This is a genomic window from Streptomyces sp. NPDC042259 (assembly GCF_055582085.1).
The window spans coordinates 412388-437981 of sequence record NZ_JBVJDW010000001.1 but is presented as its reverse complement, the minus strand read 5'-3'; the positions used below and the strand labels follow the sequence as shown (position 1 = coordinate 437981).

The following is a 25594-nucleotide window of genomic DNA, read 5'->3' as shown; positions in this document are numbered from 1 at the left end:
GACCTTGGGCCTCCGTTAGCTGACGGGCAGGGTGAGGGACAGCTGGGTGATGTCGGTCATGCTCGGGCCGGGTTGCCGGACCGGTGGTGCGGCCAGTCGCGCGCCCGCCAGCTCCCGGGCGAAGCCCCGGACGAAGGCGGTGGCCTGGGCCCGGGCCAGCTGGGCGCCGGGGCAGTAGTGCAGTCCGGCGCCGAAGGCCAGCAGCCGCGGGCGGGGGCACGCGGGGTCGAAGGCGTGCGGGTCGGCGAAGTGGTCCGGGTCGCGGTGCGCGGCGCCGACGAGCGCGTGGACGACCTGCCCCCGGGGCAGCGGCCGTCCGCCGAGCACGGTGTCGGCGCCCGCGACCCGGGTCACCACCCGCCCCGGCGGGTCCCAGCGCAGCGTCTCCTCCACGACCCGGTCGGCGTATGCGGGCGACCGGCGGACCTGCCGGGCCAGCTCCGGGTGCGTCACCAACGCCAGCCCGAGGGCGGCCAGCAGGGCGGCGGTGGTCGGCACCCCGGCCGTGAACAGCGTCAGCAGCAGATGGGGCGCCCGCGCCGGATCGTCGGCCGCCCAGCGGGACAGCAGGTCCTCCCCGGGCCGGCGCCGCCGCTCGGCCAGGACACGGTCGTAAAGGGCCAGCTGGGCGGTGGCGGCCGCGTCGGCCTGGCGGACGACGCTCGGCGGGGCGGCGAGTTCCTCCACGCGGATCAGCGCGAGGGCGGCGTCGGCGAGCCACCGCCGGTCGACGTCCGGGGGCAGCCCCACCATGCCGCCCAGCACGGCCGTGGGCAGCGGACGGCAGACGGCCGCGACGAGATCGTGCGCACCGCCGCGCCGCAGCCCGGCCGCGAACGCCCGCAGCCGCCCGGTCACCAGCGGCTCCACCAGGTCCGTCGCCGCCTGTCGCACCGCCCGGGCGGCCAGGGCCGACGCCAGCGGCCTGCGGCGCGCGGTGTGCTCGGGCGGGTCCTGCTGCAGCGGCGTGCGGCACAGCGCCACGCTGCTCGCGCTGTCCCGCCAGCCGGGCTGGTGCGCGTCGCGCCAGCGCGCGTCGAGCGTGCGCCAGACGCGGTCGGCCAGCACCTGGCGGCAGTCGTCGTAACCGGGGACGAGGAGGGCCCGCCACGGGGTGGGCACGAGGGGGCCGGCGGCACGCAACCCGTCGTAGATCTCCGGGAGTTGCCCCGGGCCCGCGGCCTTGCGCCAACGCCGTACGAGACCCGCCGCGGCGCGGGCGTCCGGGCGGGTCGAAGTGCTCGTACTCAACAAGGTCCCTGCTCAGCTACTGGAATGGACGGGATCGGGCCTCGCGGACCGACGGCCCGGGCATCGATGGCCCGTGGGCGCGCGAGGGCGCGCCGCATGCCCCGGTTCGCCGGGCTGCCGCCCGACCGGAGGATCGCGCCAGCAGCCTGCCCCGGCCGGTCGGTTCACGGCCAGCCCAGCGGGCCGTTTCACCCGCCCGTGGCGCTCGTGTCGCGTTTCGCCGCCCGGTTCTATAGGGTCGCGGGCCCCTTCGCACGGGCCGTCGCCCAAGGTGACCGGCGGTGACGCAACGTAGGGGCACGTGTCCGCGGGTCGACCAAGATCAGGGCGTGTCCCACAATGGAGACACGTCGCCCGCGACCGGAGGGCTCCACGAGTACCCGGCGCGCGGGCGGGCGGGCAGTATGGGGAGGGAGCGGTACACCCACGTGATGCGGGACGTTCAGACGCTTGTACGCAACACGGCCGAAACCGTGTGGTGGGATGCTCATGAGCCCCCGTGCTCCGCGGCCCGGGAGCAGGGGGCCGAACCGGCGAGGATTGGTGGAAATGGATAAGCAGCAGGAGTTCGTGCTCCGCACCCTCGAAGAGCGCGACATCCGCTTCGTGCGGCTGTGGTTCACCGATGTGCTCGGTTATCTGAAGTCGGTGGCCGTGGCGCCCGCCGAGCTGGAGCAGGCCTTCGACGAGGGCATCGGCTTCGACGGTTCGGCCATCGAGGGCTTCGCCCGGGTGTACGAATCAGACATGATCGCCAAGCCGGATCCGGGCACCTTCCAGATCCTGCCCTGGCGCGCCGAGGCCCCGGGCACCGCCCGGATGTTCTGCGACATCCTCATGCCGGACGGCTCGCCCTCCTACGCCGACCCGCGCTACGTCCTCAAGCGCATCCTCGCCAAGACCTCCGACCTCGGCTTCACCTTCTACACCCACCCCGAGATCGAGTTCTTCCTGCTCAAGGACAAGCCGGTCGACGGCACCCGCCCGGTGCCCGCCGACTCCTCCGGCTACTTCGACCACACCCCGCAGAACGTGGGCATGGACTTCCGCCGCCAGGCCATCACCATGCTCGAATCGATGGGCATCTCGGTGGAGTTCAGCCACCACGAGGGCGCCCCCGGCCAGCAGGAGATCGACCTGCGGTACGCCGACGCGCTCTCCACCGCCGACAACATCATGACGTTCCGCCTGGTGATGAAGCAGGTCGCGCTGGAGCAAGGCGTACAGGCCACGTTCATGCCCAAGCCGTTCTCCGAGTACCCCGGCTCCGGCATGCACACCCACCTGTCCCTCTTCGAGGGCGACCGCAACGCGTTCTACGAGTCCGGCTCGGAGTACCAGCTCTCCAAGGTCGGCCGGTCCTTCATCGCCGGACTGCTCCGGCACGCCGCCGAGATCTCGGCCGTCACCAACCAGTGGGTGAACTCCTACAAGCGCATCTGGGGCGGCTCCAGCCGCACCGCGGGCTCCGGCGGCGAGGCCCCCTCGTACATCTGCTGGGGCCACAACAACCGCTCCGCGCTGATCCGCGTCCCGATGTACAAGCCGGGCAAGACCGGCTCGGCCCGCGTCGAGGTCCGCTCCATCGACTCGGGCGCCAACCCGTACCTGACCTACGCCGTCCTGCTGGCCGCCGGCCTCAAGGGCGTCGAGGAGGGGTACGAACTCCCCGCCGGCGCCGACGACGACGTCTGGGCCCTGTCCGACGCCGAGCGCCGGGCCATGGGCATCGAGCCGCTGCCGCAGAACCTCGGCGAGGCCATCGAACTCATGGAGCGCAGCGAGCTGGTGGCCGAGACCCTCGGCGAGCACGTCTTCGACTTCTTCCTGCGCAACAAGAAGCAGGAGTGGGAGGAGTACCGCTCCGAGGTCACCGCCTTCGAGCTGCGCAAGATGCTGCCGGTGCTGTAGGCGAAAAGGTGCGGGGTTCGGCGGGGGCGGGCGGAGAAGAGGGTTGTCGATGACGGTGCCGCAAGGGCGTCGCAGCAGCGCGTACACCCGGCTGCTGAAGTACGGCTTCACCGACGCGGCCGCCGCCGAGCGGCTGCTCGGCGCCCCCGAGCTGGCGGCCGTCCGGGACGACACCGCGCTCCTGGACGCGCTCGGCGCCACCGCCGACCCCGACCTCGCGCTGCACGGCCTCGTCCGGTTCACGGAGGCGCTCCAGGCCCGGGGGCCGGAGACGCGGCAGGCGTTCCTCGACACCCTCGTCGCCGCCAAACCGCTGCGCGACCGGCTGCTGGGGGTGCTCGGGGCGTCCGAGGCGCTCGGCGACCACCTCGTGCGGCACCCCGACGACTGGCACGCGCTCGCCACCTACGAGTCGGCCGATCTGCACCCCACGACACCGGAGTTCGAGAAGGCCCTCGCCGAGGGGGTGCGCGGCGAGCGCGGCGCCTCCCTCGCGCCCGCCGACGCGCTGCGCGCCGCCTACCGCCGCGCCCTGCTCACCATCGCCGCCCGTGACGTCTGCGGCACCACCGACGTCGCCCGGACCGCGGCCGAACTCGCCGACCTGGCCACCGCCACGCTGCGCGCCGCCCTCGACATCGCCGCGCGGGAGCAGCCGGCCGACGCCGCCGCCTGCCGGCTCGCCGTCATCGGCATGGGCAAGTGCGGCGGCCAGGAGCTGAACTACGTCTCCGACGTGGACGTCATCTTCGTGGCCGAGGCCCGCGGCGGCACCGCCGAGGGCGCCGCGGTACAGGCCGCGACCCGGCTCGCCTCCCGGATGATGCGGGTCTGCTCCGACGCCACCCCCGAGGGCACCATCTGGCCCGTCGACGCCAACCTGCGCCCCGAGGGACGCAACGGCCCCCTCGTGCGGACCCTCTCCAGCCATCTCGCCTACTACCAACGCTGGGCCAAGACCTGGGAGTTCCAGGCCCTGCTCAAGGCCCGCCCGGTGGCCGGCGACCTCCAGCTGGGCCAGGAGTACGTGGACGCCGTGGCCCCCCTGGTGTGGCAGGCCGCCGAGCGGGAGAACTTCGTCGCCGACGTACAGCAGATGCGCCGCCGCGTCGTCGCGAGCATTCCCGCCACCCAGGTCGACCGGGAGCTGAAACTCGGCCCCGGTGGACTGCGCGACGTCGAATTCGCCGTGCAGCTCCTGCAGTTGGTGCACGGCCGCAGCGACGCGACCCTGCGCGGCGGCAGCACCCTCGGCGCGCTGGCCGCACTCGCGGCCGGCGGCTACGTGGGCCGGGCGGACGCCGCCGCGCTCGACGCCGCCTACCGCTTCCTGCGCACCATGGAACACCGCATCCAGCTCTACCGGCTGCGCCGCACCCACCTCGTCCCCGAGGAGGAGGCCGATCTGCGCCGCCTCGGCCGCTCCCTGGCCCGCACGTTCCACTGGCCGGGCGGCAAGGAACCCGCCGACGAACTGGGCAAGGAGTGGAAGCGGCACGCCCGCGAGGTGCGACGGCTGCACGAAAAGCTCTTCTACCGGCCCCTGCTGGACGCCGTCGCCCAGCTGGAACCCGGCGAGATCCGGCTCAGCCCCAAGGAGGCCGGGCACCGCCTGGAGGCCCTCGGCTACGCCGACCCGGCCGCCGCGCTGCGCCACCTGGAGGCCCTGGCCTCCGGCGTCAGCCGCAAGGCCGCCATCCAGCGCCATCTGCTGCCCGTCCTCCTCGGCTGGTTCGCCGACTCCGCCGACCCCGACGCCGGACTGCTCAACTTCCACAAGGTCTCCGACGCACTCGGCAAGACCCCCTGGTACCTGCGGCTGCTGCGCGACGAGGGCGCGGCCGCGGAGAACCTCGCCCGGGTGCTGTCCGCCGGCCGCCTCGCCCCCGACCTGCTGCTGCGCGCCCCCGAGGCGGTCGCCCTGCTCGGCGACCCCGAGGGGCTGCGCCCACGCGGCCGGGAGCCGCTGGAGCAGGAGGTGCTGGCCGCCGTGGGCCGCGCCGAGGACGCGGAGGCGGCGATCGTCGCCGTGCGCGGCGTCCGGCGCCGCGAGCTGTTCCGCACCGCCGCCGCCGACATCATCGGCGCGTACGGGGGCGGCGGCCCCGACTCCGGGGCGCACGCCGCCGCGGAGCACGGTTTCCGGGCGTACCGGGCGGGCGAGGCGGTGGGCGCCGGTCCGCGCGCGGCCGTCGACACCGTCGGCAGGGCCGTCTCCGACCTCAACGCCGCCACCCTCGCCGGGGCGCTGCGGGCCGCCGTCCGCGCCGAGTGGGGGGACACCCTCCCCACCCGCTTCGCCGTCATCGGCATGGGCCGCTTCGGCGGCCGCGAACAGGGCTACGGCTCGGACGCCGACGTGCTGTTCGTGCACGAGCCCCGCGACGGCGTCGGCGAGGAGGAGGCCGCCAAGGCCGCCCACGCCGTCGCCACCGAGATGCGGCGCCTGCTGCAACTGCCGACCGCCGACCCGCCGCTCCTCGTCGACGCCGATCTGCGGCCCGAGGGCAAGGCCGGCCCCATGGTGCGCAGCCTCGCCTCATACGCCACCTACTACCGCCGCTGGTCACGGGTGTGGGAGAGCCAGGCGCTGCTGCGCGCCGAGCCGGTGGCGGGCGACGCGGACCTCGGGGCGCGGTTCGTCGACCTGATCGCCCCCTTGCGTTACCCCGCCGAGGGGCTGGGGGAGGACGCCGTGCGGGAGATCCGCCGGCTCAAGGCGCGGATGGAGACCGAGCGGCTGCCGCGCGGCGCCGACCCGACGACGCACACGAAGCTGGGCCGGGGCGGGCTGTCGGACGTGGAGTGGACGGTACAGCTGCTGCAGATGCGGCACGGCTGGGCGGAGCCGGGGCTGCGGACGACCCGCACCCGCGAGGCGCTCGCGGCGGCCTGCGCGGCGGGCCTGCTGAGCGCGGAGGACGCCCGCGTCCTGGACGAGGCGTGGGTGCTGGCCACCAGCGTCCGCAACGCCGTGATGCTGGTGCGGGGCCGCCCCGGCGACACCTTCCCCGGCGACCCCCGCGAACTGGGCGCCGTGGGCCGCTATCTCGGCTACGAACCGGGGCACGTCGGGGAGATGCTGGACGACTACCGCCGCACGACGCGGCGCGCCAGGGCCGTGGTCGAGGAACTCTTCTACGGGGCGTAGCCGTGGCCGGCGGATCCTGGCCGATATGCGTCCGCCTCCGCCTCCGCGGGCTGTGGCTGAGCCCAGCCGAAACCAGCCTGTCCGGCGATTGAGGACGCGCCCGCAGGGCGCCCGCCGCCGCAGGCGGCAAAGACGGCCCGGCAGTCGAAGGCCCGCCGGCCAGGCGAGAGGCGGCAACGACGGCCCGCAGCCGAAAACCCGCCAGCCCCTAGCGCCGCGTAGACACTGCCACATGGCGGGCCAACCGGTGTGGGAACGCCCGGTACCAAGCGTAGGACAGGGCGAAGCCGAAGGCGAGGCAGAGCAGGCCGCCCACCGCGTCCAGCCAGAAGTGATTGGCGGTCGACACGATGACCGCCAGCGTCACCACGGGATAGAGCACGCCCAGCACCCGTGCCCACACCGCCCGCGCCAGCAGGGCGATGGTCAGGCCGCACCACGTCGACCAGCCGATGTGCATCGACGGCATCGCCGCGTACTGGTTGGACATGTCCGCCAGGTTGCCCGAGGCCATCGAACCCCAGGTGTGGTGCACCACGACCGTGTCGATGAAGTCGGCGCCGTTCATCAGCCGTGGGGGAGCGAGCGGATACAGGTAGTAACCGAGCAGTGCCACACCCGTGGTGGCGAACAGGGCCAGCCGGGCGGCCGCGTACCGCCCCGGATGCCAGCGGTACAGCCACACCAGCACCCCGATCGTCAACAGGAAGTGCAGCGTGGCGTAGTAGTAGTTCATGCCCACGACCAGCCACGTCACCGAATTCACGGCGTGGTTGACGGTCTGCTCGACCGCGATGTGCAGGGACTGCTCGGCCTGCCAGATCCAGTCGGCGTTGCGCAGGGCGGCCGCCCGCTGTTCCGGGACCGCGTTGCGGACGAGGGAATACGTCCAGTAGCTCACCGCGATCAGCAGGACCTCGAACCACAGGCGTGGCCGCCGCGGTGAGCGCGGACCCGCGAGGAGGCGGCGGTCCGAAGGTGGCCGCTCCGCGCGCTCCCCGGTGGGTGGCAGAGTGGCCGTCCGGCCTTCCGCAGTCCTTACCGTCGCTTCACCCATAGGGAAACAGTCTGCCAGAAAGCGATCGGAGGCAGATCATCCCCAAGTCTGGTCTTCGCGGCTTTACGTGCGATTCGTTCCGGCCGCGTGCCGGGGTCCGGGCACCGAAGCCGTTGAACCCCGAACCACCAATTCGGGCAGGAAGACGAACTCGCTGTGCGGGGCCGGGGTGCCGCCGATCTCCTCCAGCAGCGCCCGCACGGCGGCCTGGCCCATCGACCGGACCGGCTGCCGGATCGTGGTCAGCGGCGGGTCCGTGAAGGCGATGAGCGGCGAATCGTCGAAACCGACCACCGACACGTCGCGCGGCACCTCCAGCCCGTGCTGACGCGCCGCCCGCACCACCCCCAGGGCCATCATGTCGCTCGCGCACACCACGGCCGTGCAGCCGCGGTCGATGAGGGCCGCGGCGGCCGCCTGGCCGCCCTCCAGCGAGAACAGCGAGTGCTCCACCAGGCGCCCGGCCTCGGCCTCCGCCACCCCGAGCAGCTCCCGCATGCTCGACAGGAACCCCTCGATCTTCCGCTGCACCGGCACATAGCGCAGGGGCCCCAGCGCGAGCCCGATACGCCGGTGCCCCAATGCCGCCAAATGGGTGACGGCGAGCTTCACGGCCGCACGGTCGTCGGGGGAGACGAACGGCGCCCGCACCTTCGAGGAGAAGCCGTTGATCAGGACGAACGGCACGCCCTGGCCACGCAGCCGCTCGTAGCGCTGCATATCGGCGGAGGTATCGGCGTGCAGCCCGGAGACGAAGATGATCCCCGCCACCCCCCGGTCGACGAGCATCTCCGTCAGCTCGTCCTCCGTGGAACCGCCCGGGGTCTGCGTCGCCAGCACGGGGGTATACCCCTGGCGGGTCAGCGCCTGCCCGATGACCTGGGCGAACGCGGGAAATATCGGGTTGTCCAGCTCGGGGGTGATCAGACCGACCAGCCCCTCGCTGCGCTGCCGCAGCCGCACGGGCCGCTCGTAGCCCAGCACGTCGAGCGCGGCCAGCACCAACTGGCGGGTGGAAGCGGCGACCCCAGGCTTTCCATTGAGGACGCGGCTGACGGTTGCTTCGCTGACACCCGCCTGGGTCGCGATATCGGCTAGCCGGGCGGTCACAGGACTGGACCTTACCCGTCGCATCTCAGACTGCCCACCAGACGCACGAGTCGGAGGGGACCCGCACCGTGCCGCCGGTGAACTCCAGGGCGGCGGTGGCGAGCACCGGGCGGCCCGGCACGGGCAGTTCGGCCTCGCCCTCCCCGGTGTTGAGCGTGCACACGAAACCGGGGCGGGAGAACGCCAGCACGCCCTCGGGCGCCTCCAGCCACGTCATCTCCCCGTCACCCAGCCCCGGCAGCTCACGGCGGAGCGCCAGCGCCGAGCGGTAGAGCTCCAGCGTCGAGCGCGGATCACCCGACTGCGCCTCGGCCGACAGCCCCCGCCACTCGGCGGGCTGCGGCAGCCAGCTGCCGCCCGGCCCGAAACCGTACGGCGCCTCCTCGCCCGACCACGGCAGCGGCACCCGGCAGCCGTCGCGGGTGCCGTCCTGCCCGTCCCCGCGGAAGAACGCCGGGTCCTGGCGCACCTCGTCCGGCAGCTCCACGACCTCCGGCAGCCCCAGCTCCTCGCCCTGGTAGACGTACGCGGAACCGGGCAGCGCCAGCATCAGCAGCGCCGCCGCCCGGGCCCGCCGCAGACCCCGCTCGCCCCCGCCGTAGCGGGTGGTGTGCCGCACCACGTCGTGGTTGGACAGCACCCAGGTCGTCGGCGCCCCGACGGAACAGGTCGCCGCCAGCGACTCGTCGATGACGGTCCGCATCGCAGCGGCACCCCACGCGCAGGTCAGGAACTGGAAATTGAACGCCTGGTGCAGTTCGTCCGGGCGCACGTACAGCGCGAGCCGCTCCGAGGTGGGTGCCCAGGCCTCCGCCACCCCGATCCGCTCACCCTCGTAGGAGTCCAGCAGCCGCCGCCAGGAGCGGTGGATCTCGTGCACCCCGTCCTGGTCGAAGAACGGCAGCACCTGCGCGCCGATCAGCTTGGCCTGCTCCTTCCGCCCGATGTCGGGCAGCCCCGGCGCCTTGACCATGCCGTGCGCCACGTCGATGCGGAAACCGTCGACGCCCAGGTCCAGCCAGAACCGCAGGACCGAGTCGAACTCCTCGCGGACCTCCGGGTTGTCCCAGTTGAGATCCGGCTGCTCGGGCGCGAAGAGATGCAGGTACCACTCGCCCGGGGTGCCGTCGGGGCCCACCGTCCTGGTCCACGCCGGGCCGCCGAAGACCGACTCCCAGTCGTTGGGCGGCAGCTCACCGGCCGCGCCCTTCCCCGGCCGGAAGTGATAGCGCTCGCGGGCCGTCCCCCCGGATCGGTCCGCGAGCGCCGCCTGGAACCACACGTGCCGGTCGGACGTGTGGTTGGGAACGATGTCCACGATGACGCGCAGCCCCAGCCGGTGCGCCTCGCGGACCAGGTCGTCGGCGTCCGAGAGATCGCCGAACAGCGGGTCCACCGCCCGGTAGTCCGCGACGTCGTAACCGCCGTCCGCCTGCGGCGAGGCGTAGAACGGCGTCAGCCACACGGCGTCCACGCCCAGCGAGGCCAGGTGCGGCAGGCGCTCGCGGATCCCGCGCAGATCACCGATGCCGTCGCCGTCGCTGTCGGCGAACGAGCGCACGTACACCTGGTAGATGACGGCGCTGCGCCACCATCCTTCCGGCCGGCGGGCGGCGGGGGCGGCGGCGTCGCGGACGGAGGGCGCGAGGTCCTGGGTCATGTACTTCCCTATCGGGTGGGCCCAACCAAGGGGGCTGCGATGCGTAAGGCGTTGCGTAAGGGCTGTGCGTGGAGCCGTGCGGACGTACGCGAGCAGGGGTACGAGCGAAAGTGGTACGAACTGCTCAACGCGCGGTCACGCGACCGGTGACGGATGGAATCAGCCCTTGGTGCCGCCCGCGGTCAGTCCGGCGACCAGGTGCTTCTGCGCGAGGAAGAAGACGAGACCGGCGGGCACGGTGATGAGCACCGCGGCGGCCGTCATCAGACCCCACTCGGCCTTCTGCTGGCCGACGAAGGTCTGCAGGCCCACCGCGAGCGTGTAGTGCTTCTCACTGCTCATGAACTGGGTCGCGAAGGCCACTTCGCCCCAGGCGGTGATGAAGGAGTAGAAGCCGGTGACGGCCAGCCCGGGCCGGGCGAGCGGCAGGATCAGCCGCCAGAATGTGCCGAACGGGCTCAGCCCGTCGACCCGGCCCGCCTCGTCGATCTCGGCCGGGATGGTGTCGAAGTAACCCTTGAGCATCCACGCGCAGAACGGCACGGAGATCGAGCAGTAGGTCAGGATCAAGCCGGTGTAGGAGTCGAGCAGTTCCAGCCGGCCGAGGATGTTGTAGAGCGGCACGATCAGCACGGCCATGGGGAACATCTGGACGACCAGGAAGGTCCACATCAGCGGCCGGTGACCGGGGAAGCGCATTCGGGAGACGGCGTAGCCCGCGGTCGCGGCGACGAGCACACCGAGCACGGTCGCGCCGAGCGCGATGATCACGGAGTTGCCGAACCAGGTCAGGAACGCGGTGTTGTTCAGGATGTGCGTGTAGTTGGAGAGCTGGAAGCCGACGAACTTCGTCGGCTCCTGCCAGCCGTCGCGCCCGCGCAGGGAGACGAAGACGACGAACAGGACGGGGAAGACCGAGACCAGGGACGCGGCGATCAGCGCCGTGTGCAGGGCGGCGGAGACCCCGCGCGAGCGCTCACCGCGCGGGCGGGACTGCACGGGACCGGTGGCGGGGGAACGCAGCGCACTCATCGCACGGACTCCTGTCGGGAAAGCATCCGGCGGTAGAAGACGGCGAAGACCAGCAGCAGCGACAGGATGAGGATTCCGTACGTCGCCGAGCCCGCGTAGTCGCGCACGCCCTGGAAGGCGAGCCGGTAGGAGTAGGTCACGAGGATCTCGCTCTCCGAACTCGCGCCCTGCCCGATCAGCAGGTAGATCACCTGGAACATGTTGAACGTCCAGATGACGCCGAGCAGGATCACCGTGCCGCTCACCGGCCGCAGTCCGGGCAGCGTCACATGACGGAACCGCTGCCAGGGCGTCGCGCCGTCCATCTCCGCGGCCTCGTGCAGCTCGGCGGGTATCGACTGCAGGCCGCCCAGGATCGCCACCATCATGAACGGCACGCCCAGCCACACGTTGACCGCGACGGCCGACAGCTTCTGGAGCGTCTCGTCACCGAGCCAGTCGACCGGCCCGGCCCCCAGCTCGGCGAGAAAGGCGTTCAGGACGCCGTACTTCTCGTTGAAGATCAGCCGCCAGGAGAAGGTGGCGACGAACGCGGGCACCGCCCACGGCAGGATCAGCAGCACCCGGTACAGCGAGCGGAAGCGCATCTCGCGGTTGAGCAGCAGCGCCAGGCCCAGACCGAGCACGTAGTGCAGGAACACGCAGGACGCGGTCCATACGACGGTCCAGGTGAGCCGGGAGTAGAAGTGGCCCTCCTGGCCGGAGAGCACCTTCCAGTAGTTGTCCAGGCCGACGAACTTGTACGTCGAGGGGATGTGGTTGACACCGATCGTCCGGCCGATGTTGGCCTCGTTGGCATCGGTGAACGACAGATAGATGCCCCGGCCCAGCGGATAGCCGACCAGCACGGCCAGGACCAGGACCACCGGCAGCACCATCGCCCAGGCGTACCAGTGGGTGTCGAACGAGCGCCTGGCCCGGGCGAGCGGGCCGGGGCGGCGGGGCACCCGCCCCGCGGGCGGGCTTCCGGTCTCGGAAACGGCTGTGGTCATGGCTCGGCGGCTTTCCTCGGGGGAGAAGACGGGGCTGGGGAAGGGGCGGGGCGTCCCCGGCCGGACCGCAGTGCCGGCCGGGGGACCGGCGGGGGGCCGGTTACTCCTGGATCGCGTAGTCCTTCAGGAGCGCGGACTTCCAGGCCTTGGCCGTGGCGTCCAGGCCCGCCTTCGGGTCCTCCTTGAGGGTCAGGATCTTGGTGTAGTGCTGGAGCCAGTCGGTGAACAGGTCGCCGCCCTGCGGGATCGCGGGCCGCGGGTGGGCCTTGTCCAGCGCCCGGTAGTAGGCATCGCGCACCGGGTCCGACAGCACGGCCTTGGTGTAGGCGGACTTGCGGGTCGGCAGCACACCGATGGTGGTCGAGGCCGACTCCTGCTGGGCCGCCTCGGTCATGAACCGGGTGAAGAGGTAGGAGGCGTCGAAGTTCTTCGTGCCGGCGTACACGACGAGGTTGTGACCGCCGACCGGGGCGCCCGCCGTGCCGGTGGAACCGGCCGGGACGGCCGCGATGCCCAGGTTGTCCTTGGACTTGTACGCCTCGCCGCCGAAGATCTCCTTGGTCGCCCAGGGACCGTCGATCAGCATGGCCAGCTTGCCGTTCTTGAAGTCCGTCTTGAGGTTGTTGTACCCGTCGGTACCGGCCGGCTTGGGCGCGGCGCCGGACGTGACCAGGTCGACGGCGGTCTCGATGCCCTTGCGGGAGGCGGCGTCGGAGATGGTGATCTTCTTCTCGCCGACGTCGACCATGTCGCTGTTCTCGCCGTAGAGGAAGGGCAGCGAGTAGTAGCTGTCGGGGTTGAGGCCGATGCCGGCCGTGCCCGTCTTGTCCTTGATCTTCGCCGCGACCTCCTTGACCTCCTTCCAGTTCGCCGGCGGCTTGTCCACGCCGGCCTTCCGGAAGAGTTCCTTGTTGTAGAGCAGCCCGAGGGTGTCGGTGACCTGCGGAACGCCGTACGTCTTGCCCTGGTACGCGGCGTTCTTCAGCGGCCCTTCGAGGAAGTCGCCGGTCTTGTCGAGCGCGGGCGTGCCCGTCAGGTCCTTGAGGTAACCGAGCTGGGCGAAGCCCGGGGTCCAGCCCACGTCGGAGCGGAGTACATCGGGTGCGCCCTGGTTGGAGGAGGCGGCCGTCTTGAACTTCTGCTGGGCCTGGTCGAAGGGCACGTTGACGTAATTGACCTTGATCTTCGGGTACTTCTTCTCGAAGTCCGCGACCAGCTTCTTGAACGCCGGTGCCTCGTTGGTGGCGTCCGAGGTGTCCCACCAGGTGATGGTGCCGCTCACGCTGCCCGGATCGCTCGCCGCCTTGGAGCCGTCACCGGCGTCACCGTCGCCGTCACCGCCGCAGGCGGTCGCGGTGAGGGCCAGCACGCCGACGAGGGCGGCGACCGATATGCCTCTTCGCATAAGGGATCTCCTCTTCAAGGAGGCCGACCTGTCGCGGGCGGCCCGAGCTGAGGAGGAAGCTAACAGGCTGCAATCTCTTGCGAAAGACCTTGCAAGAAGGAAACGGGGAGATTTCCGGGTCGTAACCCGACTGTGTCCAAAGGCTTGACCAGCGGCGGGACGGCTCGTACGGTCCAGTGCGCGGCAAGTGACCGCCGTCGTGCGGGCGGCCTTGCAGCAAGAACCGCAAGAACCTTCAGGGGCCTTGCGGGCCCGGCGCGTTGCCCCGGCCGACCGTGTCCCGCTGGTACCTCCCCCCGCCTCGCACCCTCGCGCTCCTCACCCCCCAGGAGAACCCATGGCCCCCACCGCCATGTCCCTGTCCCCCCGAAGAGCACTGCCCGCAGCCCTCGCCCTCGTCGCGAGCGCCCTGTTCTGCGCCCCGCCCGCCCGGGCGAGCGCGCCCGGCGATCCGGCCGAAGGGCCCGCGACGGCCGTCCTCTTCGAGTGGAGATACGACTCCGTCGCCAAGGAGTGCGCGGACACCCTCGGCCCCGCCGGCTACGGATACGTCCAGGTCTCACCACCCCAGGAACACATCCAGGGCCCCCAGTGGTGGACCTCCTACCAGCCCGTCGGCTACCGGATCGCCGGCCGCCTCGGCGACCGCGCGTCCTTCGCCCGCATGGTCCGCGCCTGCCACACGGCGGGCGTCAAGGTCGTCGTCGACGCCGTCGTCAACCACATGGCCGCCGGGTCCGGCACCGGCACCGGCGGCTCGTCGTACACGAAGTACGACTACCCCGGCGTCTACCAGCGTCAGGACATGGACGACTGCACCACGGTCGTCACCGACTACCGCGACCGGGGCAACGTCCAGCGCTGCGAACTGGTCGGCCTCGCGGACCTCGACACCGGTGAGGAACACGTCCGCGACCGCATCGCCCGCTACCTCGACGACCTGCTCTGCCTCGGCGTCGACGGCTTCCGCGTCGACGCCGCCAAACACATCGCCGTGGAGGACCTCGCCGCGATCAAGGCCAAGTTGCGCAGACCCGGCGTGTACTGGAAACAGGAGACCATCTTCGGTGCGGGAGAGGCCGTCCAGCCCGACGAATACCTCGCCAACGGCGACGTCCAGGAGTTCCGTTACGCCCGCGACCTCAAGCGGGTCTTCCAGCGCGAGCGGCTCGCCTACCTCAAGAACTACGGCGAGGGCTGGGGCTACCTCCCCACCGGCAAGGCCTCCGTCTTCGTCGACAACCACGACACCGAGCGCGGCGGCGACACCCTCAGTTACAAGGACGGCGCCGACTACACCCTCGCCAACGTCTTCATGCTGGCCTGGCCCTACGGCTCACCCGACATCCACTCCGGCTACGAATTCACCGACCGCGACGCGGGCCCGCCGAACGGCGGCACGGTCGTGGCGTGCTGGCGGGACGGCTGGAAGTGCCAGCACAAGTGGCCCGAGATCAAGAGCATGGTGGGCTTCCGCAACGCGGTACGCGGCACGCCGGTGACGAACTGGTGGGACAACGGGTCCCAGGCCATCGCCTTCGGCCGGGGAACCAAGGGATTCGTCGCCGTCAACCACGAGACGTCCGCGCTGAACCGGACGTTCCAGACGTCGCTGCCGGGGGGTGCGTATTGCGACGTACAGAGCGGGCGGCGGGTGACGGTCGGTAGTGACGGCCGCTTCACGGCGACGCTCGCCGCGAACACGGCGTTGGCGCTGCGCGCCGGAACTTGCCCCTGACCCCGGGGCTCCGCCCCGGACCCCGGTCCTCAATCGCCGGACGGGCTGAAATTCAGCCCGTCCGGCGATTGAGGACACCGCGCGGAGCGCGGTCCCGCCTCAGCCAAAGGAGCACGTTCCGTGAGACGACTGGCCACCCTGGCCGCAGTCATAACCCTGGCCCTGCCTCTCACAGGTGCGGGAACAGGCCCCGCGTTCGCCACACCCGCACCCGCCGCCGGGGCCAAGGTCCACTGGATCGACAAAAACACCATCGCCTGGCCCAAAAACCTCGGCACTCCCACCCGCCCCCACCGCCTCGTCCACGATCGCGGCAGCTTCGAGCTGACCCCCCGGCCCGGCGGGCTGTCCGCGCGGCAACGGACGAAATACCCGCACCTGGCGCACTACGACGCCTTCCGCGTCGACGCCCACGGCCAGGAGCGCACGGCCCTGACCGGCCGGCTCGTCGCCGAGACCGACGGCGTCACCACCGGCGTGCAGATACCCGGCGTGCTGGACGACCTCTACGCCGAGGCCGCCGCCAAGGCCACCCTCGGCCCCCGCTTCCACGACGGCCGCCCCACCCTGTCCGTATGGGCGCCCACCGCCCGCCGCGTCGCCCTCGAATTCGACGGCCGCACCGTCCCCATGCGGCGGGACACCGCCAGTGGTGCCTGGAGCGTGACCGGCTCGCGCGACTGGGCGCGAAAGCCCTACCGCTACGCCGTCACCGTCTGGGCCCCCTCCGTGGGGAAGGTCGTCACCAACCGTGTCACCGACCCCTACTCCACCGCCCTGACCGCCGACTCCACCCGCAGCCTGGTCGTCGACCTCGCCGATCCCGCCCTCGCCCCCGAGGGCTGGTCGCGGTTGCGCAAGCCGACGGCCGTGCCGCTGCGTGACGCGCGGATCCAGGAACTGCACATCCGCGACTTCTCCGTCGCCGACCGCACTTCGGCCCACCCCGGCCGGTACCTCGCCTTCACCGACCGGTCCTCGGCGGGAATGCGGCACCTGCGCGCCCTCGCCGGCGCCGGCACCTCCTACGTCCACCTGCTCCCGGCCTTCGACTTCGCCACCGTTCCCGAGCGGAGCGCGGACCAGGCCACACCCGCCTGCGACCTCGCCGCCCCGCCCGCCGACTCCGAACGGCAGCAGGAATGCGTGGGGAAGACGGCGGGCCGCGACGCGTACAACTGGGGCTACGATCCGCTGCACTACACCGTCCCCGAGGGAAGCTACGCCTCCGACCCGGACGGGCCGCGCCGCACCCGTGAATTCCGGCAGATGGTGCAGGGTCTCGCCGGGGCCGGCCTGCGGACCGTCATGGACGTCGTCTACAACCACACCGTGGCCTCCGGCCAGGACCCGAAGTCCGTACTCGACCGGATCGTCCCCGGCTACTACCAGCGCCTCCTCGACGACGGCACCGTGGCCACCTCCACCTGCTGCGCCAACACGGCACCCGAACACGCCATGATGGGCAAACTCGTCGTCGACTCCGTCGTCACCTGGGCGAAGGAGTACAAGGTCGACGGCTTCCGCTTCGACCTCATGGGCCACCACCCCAAGGCCAACCTCCTCGCCGTGCGCAAGGCCCTCGACGCGCTCACCGTCGACAAGGACGGCGTCGACGGCAAGGCCGTCGTCCTCTACGGCGAGGGCTGGAACTTCGGCGAGGTGGCGAACGACGCCCGCTTCGTCCAGGCCACCCAGAAGAACATGGCGGGCACCGGCATCGCGACCTTCGCCGACCGCTCCCGCGACGCGATCCGCGGCGGCGGCCCCTTCGACGCGGACCCCCGCGTCCAGGGCTTCGCCTCCGGACTGTTCGCCGACCCCAACGGCTCGCCCGCCGGCAGCCGCGCGGAGCAGCGGGCCCGGCTCCTGCACGCCCAGGACCTGATCAAGGTCGGCCTCACCGGCCACCTCGCCGGCTACCGCTTCACCGACTCCGCCGGCCGCGACGTCACCGGCGCCGACGTCGACTACAACGGCGCGCCCGCCGGATACGCCGCCGCCCCCGGCGACGCCCTCGCCTACGCCGACGCCCACGACAACGAATCCCTCTACGACGCCCTGGCCTACAAGCTCCCGCCCGGCACCCCGGCCGCGGAACGGGCCAGGGCGCAGGTCCTCGCCATGGCCGCCGCCACCCTCTCCCAGGGCCCGGCCCTCTCCCAGGCCGGTACGGACCTGCTGCGGTCGAAGTCCCTGGACCGCAACTCCTACGACAGCGGCGACTGGTTCAACGCCATCCACTGGGACTGCGCCGACGGCAACGGCTTCGGCCGCGGACTCCCGCCCGCCGCCGACAACCGGCCCAAGTGGCCCTACGCCGGGCCGCTGCTCGCCGACCCGGCCCTGCGGCCCGGCTGCGGGCCGGTCCGGGCCGCCTCCGCCGCCTACCGCGACCTGCTGCGCATCCGGACCACCGAAGGTGCGTTCCGCCAGGCGACCACCGCCGACGTCCAGCGGACCCTGTCGTTCCCGCTGTCCGGCGCCGGGGAGACGCCGGGCGTCGTCACGATGCGGCTGGGTGACCTGGTCGTCGTTCTCAACGCCGCCCCGCACGAGGAGACCCAGCGGATCGGGGCGCTCGCCGGAACGGACTACGCGCTGCACCCCGTCCAGGCACGCGGCGCGGATGCCACCGTCAAGTCCGCCTCCTACGCCCGGGGATCGGGCACCTTCACCGTCCCGGGCCGTACGGTCGCCGTCTTCCGCCGGGGCTGACCCGGCCACCCGGGGCGGGGGAGACCCGGGTCAGGACGGCTGCGACGCGAGCGCGGCCAGCCGTCCGACCAGGTCCCCGAAGGGCCCGTCGGCGGGCTCGTCCCGCAGCGCACGCCGCAGCACGGCCGCCATGTCCTCGTCGTAGGCGGCGCTCACCGCCGTGAGGGCCGCGAAGTGGTGGACGAGCTGCGACTCCAGCTCCGCGCGCGCCACCGGGCAGCCGTCCAGCCAGAGCAGCGCCGTGGTCTCGGCCAGCGATATCCAGGACCGGACGGCCAGCTCCAGGCGCGGCGCCGGGGCGCGTACGCCCAGGTGCCCGATCATCTGCTCGTACGCGGCCCGGCGCACCCCGTCGATCAGGGCGTCCGCCCGGCCGGTGCCCGCCGCGGGGCCGCCGCGCATCAGCGCGGTGAACCCCGGCCCGTGTGTCTCGACGAAGTCGAAGAAGCGCCGCATGACGCGCAACAGCCGTGCTCCCAGCGGCCCTTCGCGCGGCTCGTCGAAGAGCGCGGCCAGCTCGCCGGCGGCGCGGCCCAGGGCGGCCTCGTACAGGCTCTGCTTGCCGGGAAAGTAGTGGTAGACCAAGGGCCGGGAGATCCCGGCCGCCTCGGCTATCTCGTCGATGGAGACCTCGTCGGGGCAGCGCTCGCCGAACAGTTCGAGCGCCACCGCGATCAGTTGCTCGCGTCGCTGCTCGACGCCCATCCTGCGGCGCACCCCGGTCGTCATGCGGTCATCCTAATGCGGGCGTGCGCGAACCCACCGGGCGGGAAAGCCCGGTGGGCCGCTCAACAGGGGCCGCTCACCGCAGAGTCGTGAGCTTCTTCCCGGCGGTGGTCAGGGCGCTCAGCTCGGCGTGCGCGCCCGCCCGGGCGGGGACGGCCAGCAGGGCGCCGCGCGCGCTGCCGCGCACCCCGCCCGACGCGGTGATCGAGGCGACATCGTCGCTGCCCGCCGCCAGCGCGTACCAGGTGCCGGTCCGCGACTTCCACAGCACGCCCGCCAGGACGTGCGGATCGCGGGGCCCGCACGCGGCGGAGTCCTCGGCGCGGGCGACGACCGCCCCCGGGGCGCCGGGCCTGGCCCCGGGGGCCTGGAACAGTGCCAGCACCCGGCTGCCCGGCCCCCGCCACGTCTCGGCCCGGGTGCACACCCAGGCCGCGCTGCCCGCGCCCTGGGGCAGCGGTTGCGTCGCGAACCGCCAGGAGTTCACCGACCGCACGCCCTGCGAGCGCACGCTCTGCAGATGGCAGGCGGAGTGGGCCCAGCCGGCCAGCGCCGGGGCGCCCGCCACGTCGCGGGGGGAGCCGGGGGCGCCGGTGGTGAGCCGGGCGGGGACCAGCTCGCCGAGATCGGTGACCAGCCGGCCACCGAGCCGCAGCGCGGGCCAGGCGCGGCAGTCGCTCGACGGGGCGGGGCTCGGCGTCGCGTCGGTCACGCCCTCCGCGTCCCGGTGCAGCGGCCGCCCGGCGGCGGCCGGCGCGAGCAGGTCGCGCACGGTCGCGTCACTCACCCAGGGGGCCGTCAGATAGCGGACGTTGCCGTCGGTGCGCCCGACGACGACCGCGGTGGAGGTGTCGGCGTCCGCCGCGTCGGCACGGGCGAAGTCCAGCGCGGCGGCCCCGGCCTCACCGCTTTTCGCCTCCGCGTAGCGCACCACGCGCACCCCGTCGTGGAGCAGCACGACGGCCGCCGCGTCGACCTCGCCCGCGTACAGCAGCTGGGACGGCCCCGGGGCGGGGCCGACCGGGGTGCCGGGTGTCGCCGAGACCCGCACCGCCCGGCCCGGCCGGGCCCAGGTCGCGAGCGCCCGGCGCAGCAGCTCCCGGTCGCCCGTGCGGTCGCCGCGGGCCGGCCAGGTGGCGAAGCCGGGGCGGTCGGCGCTCTTCCAGGCCGAGGAGGTGGCCTGCGTCAACTTGGCCGGGTCGAGGGCCGCTTCGGCCGCCGCGTTCCGCGCGTACGGGGGCGCGGCCGCGCCGTCCCGGCCCCAGCCGTCACCGGGCAGGCCCAGCAGCGTCCCGCACACCACGGCCGCGGCGGCGGCCGCCAGCGCGGCCCGGGTGTGCTGGCGGCGGCGCATCAGATCCGTCGGCCTGGCCTGGAGGGAGCACGGGTCGAACTCCACCGACTCCAGCAGCGGGATGTCACGGCTGCCCGCCGGGGTGCGGACACCGTCCGCCTCGGCGAGCGCCGCGCCCGGGTCCTCGACACCGGCCGCCGCCAGCACCCGCCGGACGTCCCGGTCGTCCGGCAACTCCAGCCCGCGCAGCACGTACGCGGCCCGGCCGGGCCCGGACAGCGAGGCGAGCGCCTGGTCCAGGGCGAGTTCGTCGGCACCGCCCGAGCGGGGGAACAGCCGCAGCCCCCACACCCGCGGCAGCAGCGGCGGCAGCTGCCCCGGCCGCGGCGGCTGCCAACGGCCGCGCGGCCGCCCCGCGTCCAGCGCGGCCCGCAGCACCCGCTGGCGGACGTAGGTGTAACCCGGCTCGTTCGGCACGCCGTCGGTACCACGCGGAGCGGGCACGGTCAGCTCCGCGCCGCCCACCCGATTGCGCGGCAGCGCCCGCTGGACGAGCGCGTGGGCGGTCAGCACACGGCGGTTGCGGCCCAGCGCGGGCGGCAGCACGAGATATCCGAGCCGTACCAGACGCGGGTAGTGCTCGATGAGCGCGGCCTCGGCCTGCTCGACGTCGACGGGGGCGATGGACCGGGGGCGGGGGGCTGTCGCTTGCTGCTCCACGATCCATAGAACGAGTGAATGATGGGATGGTCACCTCGGCTCTGCCGGGGGCCCGCCGCCGCGCTGGTGTCCTCGATCCCGGCGGGATCCGTCAGGCGACGTAGCGGGCGCGGATGCGGTCGACGGCGTCGTCGGGGACGCCGAGCCCGTCGCGTACGTAACGCTCCACGTCGCCGTACGCCCGGTACATCTCCTCCAGCGACGCCGCGAGGTAGGCGGGCCGTACCCCCAGGATCGCGTCGGCGATCCGGGGGTCGCCGCCCGCCGAGGTGAACCGTTCGATGATCGGGGCGAAGGCCGCGCGCACGGCCGGGCCGACGGCGAGGTACTCGCGCTCGGCCGTCGCCTCGTCCGCGCCGAGCAGCAGCAGGATCACGGTGGCCGCCCAGCCGGTGCGGTCCTTGCCGGCCGTGCAGTGGAAGAGGACCGGGCCGCAGTCCGGCTCGGCGAGCGCGGTCAGCAGCAGCCGGTAGGCGTCGCAGGCGGACTGGGAGGCCACGAAGGCGCGGTAGGAGTCGCAGAGCAGCTTCTCGGCCTTTCCGCCGCCGAGGTGTTCCTCCGCGACGGCGGGGCTGCCGAGCACCGACTCGATCCGGGCGGGCACCTGGTCGCCCTGGACGGCGGCGGGTCCGCTGCCCGCCAGGACGTCCGCGACGATCAGCCGGGCGCCGTCCGGCACCCGGTCGGGCCGCTCCCGCCGCTCGTGCTCGGTGCGCAGGTCCACGACCGTGCGGATGCCGAGGGCGGTGACGGCGGGGTCGGCCATCGGGTCGAGCCGGTCCAGTTGGCCGGACCGGAGCAGCAGGCCGGGGCGGACGGCGGAGTTTCCGGCGAGCGCGATACCACCGAGGTCACGGAGGTTGACGATGGTCGACACATCGAACTGGTGTTGCATGCGCGCATCTCCCTTATCGGACATCTACCGTTATTGTGACGAACGGTAGCGGAGTGCGCGACGCCGCCCCGGCTCGAAGCCGGCCCCCAGCGTCAGCGCGAGGAGATGCCCGAGGTCGGTGAAGCCGGGACGCCGGGCGCCACCGGGCAGCAGGGGGCGCGCGCCGAGCGCGAACAGCAAGGCGCACGCGCCCGTCCGTACCGGACCGCGCGGCAGGGCCGTGGCGAGGGCGCCCGTCACGGCGTAGAAGCCGTAGCTGGTGCCGACGTCGATCGCGGACCGCGTCCGCGCCCCCGCCCGCGCGGCGCGCAGCACCCCGTACACCACCACGGTCGCGCCCACATGCCCGTACGCGAAGGCCGCCGCCGCCCACCAGGCGCCGTGCGCGTACTCGGCATAGCCCAGGACGGCCAGCAGGAGCAGCGCGTACGGCAGCTCCATCGGCTCCTCGACGACCAGCGCGCTGGTGACGAGGGTGTGCCGGCGACCGCCGCGCAGGTTGTCCACGTTCGTCGAACAGCGCCGTAGCACCCGCTCCCGCACAGCGGGCGCGAGCAGCCGCCGCATGGCGTACGCGCCGAGCTGCACGCCCGCCACATACGCGGGCGCGAGGCGCGGCAGCCGCGGCACGGGCAGCCGCGCCCATCGGGGTGACGGTCCGGGGACGCCGGGGGCGGGAGGACGAGTCATCCGGTCATGATCCGCCGTGCCCGGCCCGGGCGCCAGGGCCGGGCACGGCGCCGGGCGGGCCGGGCCCCCGGCGTGGCGCCCTCACCCCAGCCGCCAGCCGCTGAAGTACGCCGTCCCCCGCTCGCCGTCGCCGTCGTTGCCGGCCGTCATGAACAGGCCCACGTCCAGGTCCCGGGCCGCGCCCGGGACGGTGACGGACGCGACCGTCCGCCAGGTCGCGCCCTCGTCCGTGGAGCACTCCGCGGTGAAGCCGCCCGTGGCCGTACGCGTGAGACGCAGCCATACGGGGGCCGTGAGGCCGGTGATACGACGGTAGGCGTCGAAGGTGCCGTCGCCATTGGTGTCGTAGGACAGCACGACGCCCTCCGCCGGAGTGACGGCGAGGTTGACCGCCCCGGGGGAGCGGCGCGCCAGCGAGTTGCGCACGATGACGCCCGCACGCGCCCAGCCGCCCGTGTCGCTCTGCGCGTCGACCCGGACCGTCGCCGAGCCGCCCACCGGCAGCGCGCCCGGCCGGTAGACCACGCCGAAGGCCTCCGTGCCCTTCCACAGGTCGTCGCCCGAGCCGTCGATGGCGAAGCGGTCGTCCCCCAGCTGCCCGAACACGGCGTCGTTGCCGGTGGACGTCCGCCACCCGGCGGCGAGCGGGCCCGCCACGAACAGCGTGCCCTTCCGCGCGGCCCGTACGCGCTCCCGCCCCAGCGGCCCGTAGCGCGCGCTCGCCTCGTACGGCACGGGAAGCAGCGGACGCTCCAGCGGCCCGGCGGGCGCGGTGACGTCCCAGCGGGCCGTGCCCGTGGCACCCGGCGCGAGCCGCTCCAGCGACGTCGGGCCCTGCGGGCGGGCCCGCGGACCCGAGACGGCGAGGTCGACGCGGCCGGTGGCCCGCAGACCGTTCACGTTGGTGAGGGCGACGGTCAGCGTCGCACCGCCACCGGGCGGCACGGCGGCGGGGACGCACACAGTGGTCAGCGTCCCCTGGTAGGGGGCGACGGCCAGGGTGTCCCGGACCCGCAGCGCGGTGCGGTAGGCGTCGGCCACCGGACGCACCGGGTACTCCTCGCGCTCCCGCGTCCACGGCTCCTCCACCGCGAACCAGTCCACGGCCCGCGGCGCCCGGTCCTCCCGCAGCGCGTCCTCCAGCTCCTCCAGCCACCGCTGCCAGCGCGGCAGATAGAAGTCCCCCATCAGACCGTGCCAGTCGCGGTTCGCGTACTCGTGCAGCTTCCCGCCGTCGGACGTGGCCCGGCCGCCCCACACCGTGATCAGCACCCGCGCCGTCCGCTCCAGCTCCGCCGCCTCCGCCGCGTCCGTACCGGTGGACCTGGCCGCCGCCGTCCACGGCCCGAGCAGGAAGTCCCGGTGGGTCCCCGCGATGTCGTCGGCCAGCCGCATCAGCCGCAGCCACAGCGCGGACAACGCCCGGAAGGCGGCCAGGTCCTTGGCCGCGTACGCCTCCCGCAGCTGGGGGAGGAGCTGCCGGCTGCGGTGCGCCAGGGACTGCCGGGCGACGTCGACCAGGTCGTAGCGGTACGCGTCACCGCCGCGCAGCCCGGCGGCGACGCCCAGCAGCCCGGTCAGCGCCGCGTCGAAGCGGGACGGGTCGTAGGACAGGGCACTCGGGGCGTACTCGCCGGCGCGGTTGGCACGCAGGTCCGGACGGGCGGCGAAGAGGCTGTCGTGGGGGTCGCTGCGCTCGGGCGCGCTCTGCCGGTAGGCGGTCCCCTCCAGCACCGCCCACGCCTCCCGCGCGCCCCGGTCGGCCCGCCCGTAACGGGCGTCGGCGTACGCGGCGAACCATCCGGCCCGGTCCGGGGCCCCCTCCTGCCAGGCCAGGTCGGTGAAGTACGCGAAGGCCGCCGGGTCGCGGTCGGCGGCCTCCGGCATGTACGCCGTGCCGGCCAGGGCGCTGCCGGGCTTGTCGCGCCAGGCGAAGAACTTCTCGTCCCAGATGTGCGTCCGGGCACCGAGCGTCGTCCGCCCGCCGAAGTTCGGTATCGAACCGAAGGCGTACGGGGTGTCGCCCCAGTCCTTCTCCCGGTCGGTGACGGACCGGTAGCGGTCGGAGGCACCGTCGACGATCAGCATCCTGCTCCGGTCGACCGCGCCGAGCAGCTCGGGCAGCGGATTGTCCTGCCAGCCCAGGATCACCCACGTCGCGTCGGGGTGCGCGGTGCGCAGCGCCCGCTCCACGCTCCGGGCGGCGTCCGCGACGGGCACGCCGCCCGCCGTGCCGCCCTCGTGCAGCAGATCCATCTTGAAGTGCGCCGCCGGGCCCAGGAGTTCGGCTTGGTGGCGGTAGAACGACGCGGCGACCGAGGCGAAGGGCGGGGTGCGCGGGTCGAGCCAGTCCGGGCGCTTGAAGCCGTGCCAGATGCCCTGCGGGACGACCCGGGCCCCCGGGTTCCGCTCGGGGAAGCCGTCGGGCACGTGCCCGTAGTAGCCGGGGAAGACGGGCGCCATGCCCAGCTCGCGCAGCCGGTCGGCGATCCGCCGCCCCAGCGCGGCGCGCCGGGCGATGAGCGCCGGGCTCAGCGGGCCGCCGAAGCCGCTGAGGTTCTGCAGCAGCCACCACGGCTGGTGCGAGGGGGCGGGCAGCCACGCCCGGGCCTCGGCGTCGCTGTAACCGAAGTCCGCCAGGACCCGGTGGTAGACCGCCTCGTGCCCGGCGATCACCAGCACTTCGTTGCAGCCGTGCAGGGCCAGCACGTCGATCATCCGCTCCCAGTACGGCCAGTCCGCGTACGGGAAGGTGTAACCGTCGTTGGTGTCGTTGAGCGCGAAGCGGTGCCGCAACCGGGTCGAGCGCGCGAGCGGCCGGTGCGGGGCGGGCAGGGTGCGCGGCAGCGCGGGCCGTCTCGCCCGCCAGCCGAGATGGACCCGGCAGACGTCCCGCAGATACCGGTGCACCCCGGTCAGCAGCACCCCCGGGCTCGTGGCCGCCACTTCGATCCGCCCCGCGGCCCCCGTGACCTCGAACCGCTCCTCACCGCCGGTGAGCGCGCGCAGCCGGAACTGCCGCGCGTGCTCCCCGAACAGCCGCTCCAGCGCGGCCCGCGCCGGCGCGGTGTCGAACGGACTCGTCGCTTCCCCGGCCGCCGCGGGGCTGAGGGCGCCGACGGCGGCTCCCGCGCCGATCGCTCCGGCGGTACCCAATAACAGGCGTCTCGACAGATCGGTCATGGCGCTCCCCAGTGCGAATGCAACAACGGACGCATGCGCGGCGCACGGTAACTGCCGTTAC

15 protein-coding genes and 1 pseudogene are annotated in these 25594 nt (G+C 73.2%); 4 read left to right on the top strand and 12 right to left on the bottom strand.

Annotated features, from left to right (window positions below; genetic code table 11):
• Nucleotides 1-15 precede the first annotated feature (15 nt).
• The gene (locus ACZ6MA_RS01960) at nucleotides 16-1251 is read right to left on the bottom strand and encodes a cytochrome P450 (RefSeq protein WP_469430284.1); all 1236 of its coding nucleotides are present in this window, start codon (nucleotides 1249-1251) and stop codon (nucleotides 16-18) included.
• 549 nt (nucleotides 1252-1800) lie between these two features.
• Here ACZ6MA_RS01960 and glnA point away from each other — a divergent pair.
• Together glnA and ACZ6MA_RS01950 are read left to right on the top strand one after the other, a co-directional pair.
• A complete protein-coding gene (gene glnA / locus ACZ6MA_RS01955; RefSeq protein WP_130877445.1) occupies nucleotides 1801-3162 on the top strand; it encodes a type I glutamate--ammonia ligase in 1362 nt (453 codons plus the stop codon).
• Nucleotides 3163-3211: 49 nt separating this feature from the next.
• The gene (locus ACZ6MA_RS01950) at nucleotides 3212-6313 is read left to right on the top strand and encodes a bifunctional [glutamine synthetase] adenylyltransferase/[glutamine synthetase]-adenylyl-L-tyrosine phosphorylase (protein ID WP_469430282.1); all 3102 of its coding nucleotides are present in this window, start codon (nucleotides 3212-3214) and stop codon (nucleotides 6311-6313) included.
• A gap of 208 nt (nucleotides 6314-6521) precedes the next feature.
• Here ACZ6MA_RS01950 and ACZ6MA_RS01945 read toward each other — a convergent pair whose 3' ends face one another.
• The 6 genes from ACZ6MA_RS01945 to ACZ6MA_RS01920 form a co-directional block, all read right to left on the bottom strand.
• Nucleotides 6522-7370, bottom strand: a complete 849-nt coding sequence (locus ACZ6MA_RS01945) for a phosphatase PAP2 family protein (RefSeq protein WP_469430281.1) — start codon at nucleotides 7368-7370, stop codon at nucleotides 6522-6524.
• Between the two features lie 63 nt (nucleotides 7371-7433).
• Complete coding sequence (locus ACZ6MA_RS01940) at nucleotides 7434-8480, bottom strand: LacI family DNA-binding transcriptional regulator (RefSeq protein ID WP_469430279.1); 1047 nt, start codon at nucleotides 8478-8480, stop codon at nucleotides 7434-7436.
• 25 nt (nucleotides 8481-8505) lie between these two features.
• Nucleotides 8506-10140, bottom strand: coding sequence for a glycoside hydrolase family 13 protein (locus ACZ6MA_RS01935; RefSeq protein WP_469430277.1), 1635 nt, complete (start codon nucleotides 10138-10140; stop codon nucleotides 8506-8508).
• Nucleotides 10141-10299: 159 nt separating this feature from the next.
• Nucleotides 10300-11172 (bottom strand): sugar ABC transporter permease, encoded by an 873-nt coding sequence (locus ACZ6MA_RS01930; protein WP_469430276.1) that lies wholly within the window; start codon nucleotides 11170-11172, stop codon nucleotides 10300-10302.
• The gene (locus ACZ6MA_RS01925; protein WP_469430274.1) at nucleotides 11169-12164 is read right to left on the bottom strand and encodes a carbohydrate ABC transporter permease; all 996 of its coding nucleotides are present in this window, start codon (nucleotides 12162-12164) and stop codon (nucleotides 11169-11171) included. The genes ACZ6MA_RS01930 and ACZ6MA_RS01925 overlap by 4 nt, the downstream gene beginning before the upstream one ends.
• A gap of 100 nt (nucleotides 12165-12264) precedes the next feature.
• Nucleotides 12265-13569 carry an extracellular solute-binding protein gene (locus ACZ6MA_RS01920; RefSeq protein WP_469430273.1) on the bottom strand — a complete coding sequence of 435 codons (1305 nt, stop codon included), beginning with the start codon at nucleotides 13567-13569 and terminating at the stop codon, nucleotides 12265-12267.
• Nucleotides 13570-13906: 337 nt separating this feature from the next.
• Here ACZ6MA_RS01920 and ACZ6MA_RS01915 point away from each other — a divergent pair, with 337 nt between their 5' ends.
• Complete coding sequence (locus ACZ6MA_RS01915) at nucleotides 13907-15307, top strand: alpha-amylase (protein ID WP_469430272.1); 1401 nt, start codon at nucleotides 13907-13909, stop codon at nucleotides 15305-15307.
• Between the two features lie 222 nt (nucleotides 15308-15529).
• Nucleotides 15530-18025 (top strand): annotated as a pseudogene (pulA, locus tag ACZ6MA_RS01910) (pullulanase-type alpha-1,6-glucosidase); the annotation flags it as partial.
• Nucleotides 18026-18055: 30 nt separating this feature from the next.
• Here the strand turns inward: pulA and ACZ6MA_RS01905 are convergent.
• The 5 genes from ACZ6MA_RS01905 to ACZ6MA_RS01885 all read right to left on the bottom strand — a co-directional run bounded on the left by ACZ6MA_RS01905 (nucleotide 18056) and on the right by ACZ6MA_RS01885 (nucleotide 25533).
• Nucleotides 18056-18754, bottom strand: coding sequence for a TetR/AcrR family transcriptional regulator (locus ACZ6MA_RS01905; protein WP_469430271.1), 699 nt, complete (start codon nucleotides 18752-18754; stop codon nucleotides 18056-18058).
• A 73-nt stretch (nucleotides 18755-18827) separates the two neighbouring features.
• Entirely contained in the window at nucleotides 18828-20765 is a 1938-nt protein-coding gene (locus tag ACZ6MA_RS01900; protein WP_469430270.1) for a hypothetical protein, read from the bottom strand.
• Nucleotides 20766-20856: 91 nt separating this feature from the next.
• Entirely contained in the window at nucleotides 20857-21660 is an 804-nt protein-coding gene (locus tag ACZ6MA_RS01895) for a tyrosine-protein phosphatase (protein ID WP_469430269.1), read from the bottom strand.
• 30 nt (nucleotides 21661-21690) lie between these two features.
• A complete protein-coding gene (locus ACZ6MA_RS01890) occupies nucleotides 21691-22350 on the bottom strand; it encodes a rhomboid-like protein (RefSeq protein WP_469430268.1) in 660 nt (219 codons plus the stop codon).
• Between the two features lie 81 nt (nucleotides 22351-22431).
• Entirely contained in the window at nucleotides 22432-25533 is a 3102-nt protein-coding gene (locus ACZ6MA_RS01885) for an alpha-N-acetylglucosaminidase (RefSeq protein ID WP_469430267.1), read from the bottom strand.
• Nucleotides 25534-25594 lie beyond the last annotated feature (61 nt).

Bases quoted from the DNA above. Each gene is read 5' to 3' on its own strand.
- ACZ6MA_RS01920 (WP_469430273.1), bottom strand. From the start codon at position 13,569: ATGCGAAGAGGCATATCGGTCGCCGCCCTCGTCGGCGTGCTGGCCCTC.
- ACZ6MA_RS01885 (WP_469430267.1), bottom strand. From the start codon at position 25,533: ATGACCGATCTGTCGAGACGCCTGTTATTGGGTACCGCCGGAGCGATC.
- ACZ6MA_RS01915 (WP_469430272.1), top strand. From the start codon at position 13,907: ATGGCCCCCACCGCCATGTCCCTGTCCCCCCGAAGAGCACTGCCCGCA.
- ACZ6MA_RS01905 (WP_469430271.1), bottom strand. From the start codon at position 18,754: ATGACGACCGGGGTGCGCCGCAGGATGGGCGTCGAGCAGCGACGCGAG.
- ACZ6MA_RS01925 (WP_469430274.1), bottom strand. From the start codon at position 12,164: ATGACCACAGCCGTTTCCGAGACCGGAAGCCCGCCCGCGGGGCGGGTG.
- ACZ6MA_RS01890 (WP_469430268.1), bottom strand. From the start codon at position 22,350: ATGACTCGTCCTCCCGCCCCCGGCGTCCCCGGACCGTCACCCCGATGG.
- ACZ6MA_RS01930 (WP_469430276.1), bottom strand. From the start codon at position 11,172: ATGAGTGCGCTGCGTTCCCCCGCCACCGGTCCCGTGCAGTCCCGCCCG.
- ACZ6MA_RS01895 (WP_469430269.1), bottom strand. From the start codon at position 21,660: ATGCAACACCAGTTCGATGTGTCGACCATCGTCAACCTCCGTGACCTC.
- ACZ6MA_RS01945 (WP_469430281.1), bottom strand. From the start codon at position 7,370: ATGGGTGAAGCGACGGTAAGGACTGCGGAAGGCCGGACGGCCACTCTG.
- ACZ6MA_RS01950 (WP_469430282.1), top strand. From the start codon at position 3,212: ATGACGGTGCCGCAAGGGCGTCGCAGCAGCGCGTACACCCGGCTGCTG.
- ACZ6MA_RS01935 (WP_469430277.1), bottom strand. From the start codon at position 10,140: ATGACCCAGGACCTCGCGCCCTCCGTCCGCGACGCCGCCGCCCCCGCC.
- glnA (WP_130877445.1), top strand. From the start codon at position 1,801: ATGGATAAGCAGCAGGAGTTCGTGCTCCGCACCCTCGAAGAGCGCGAC.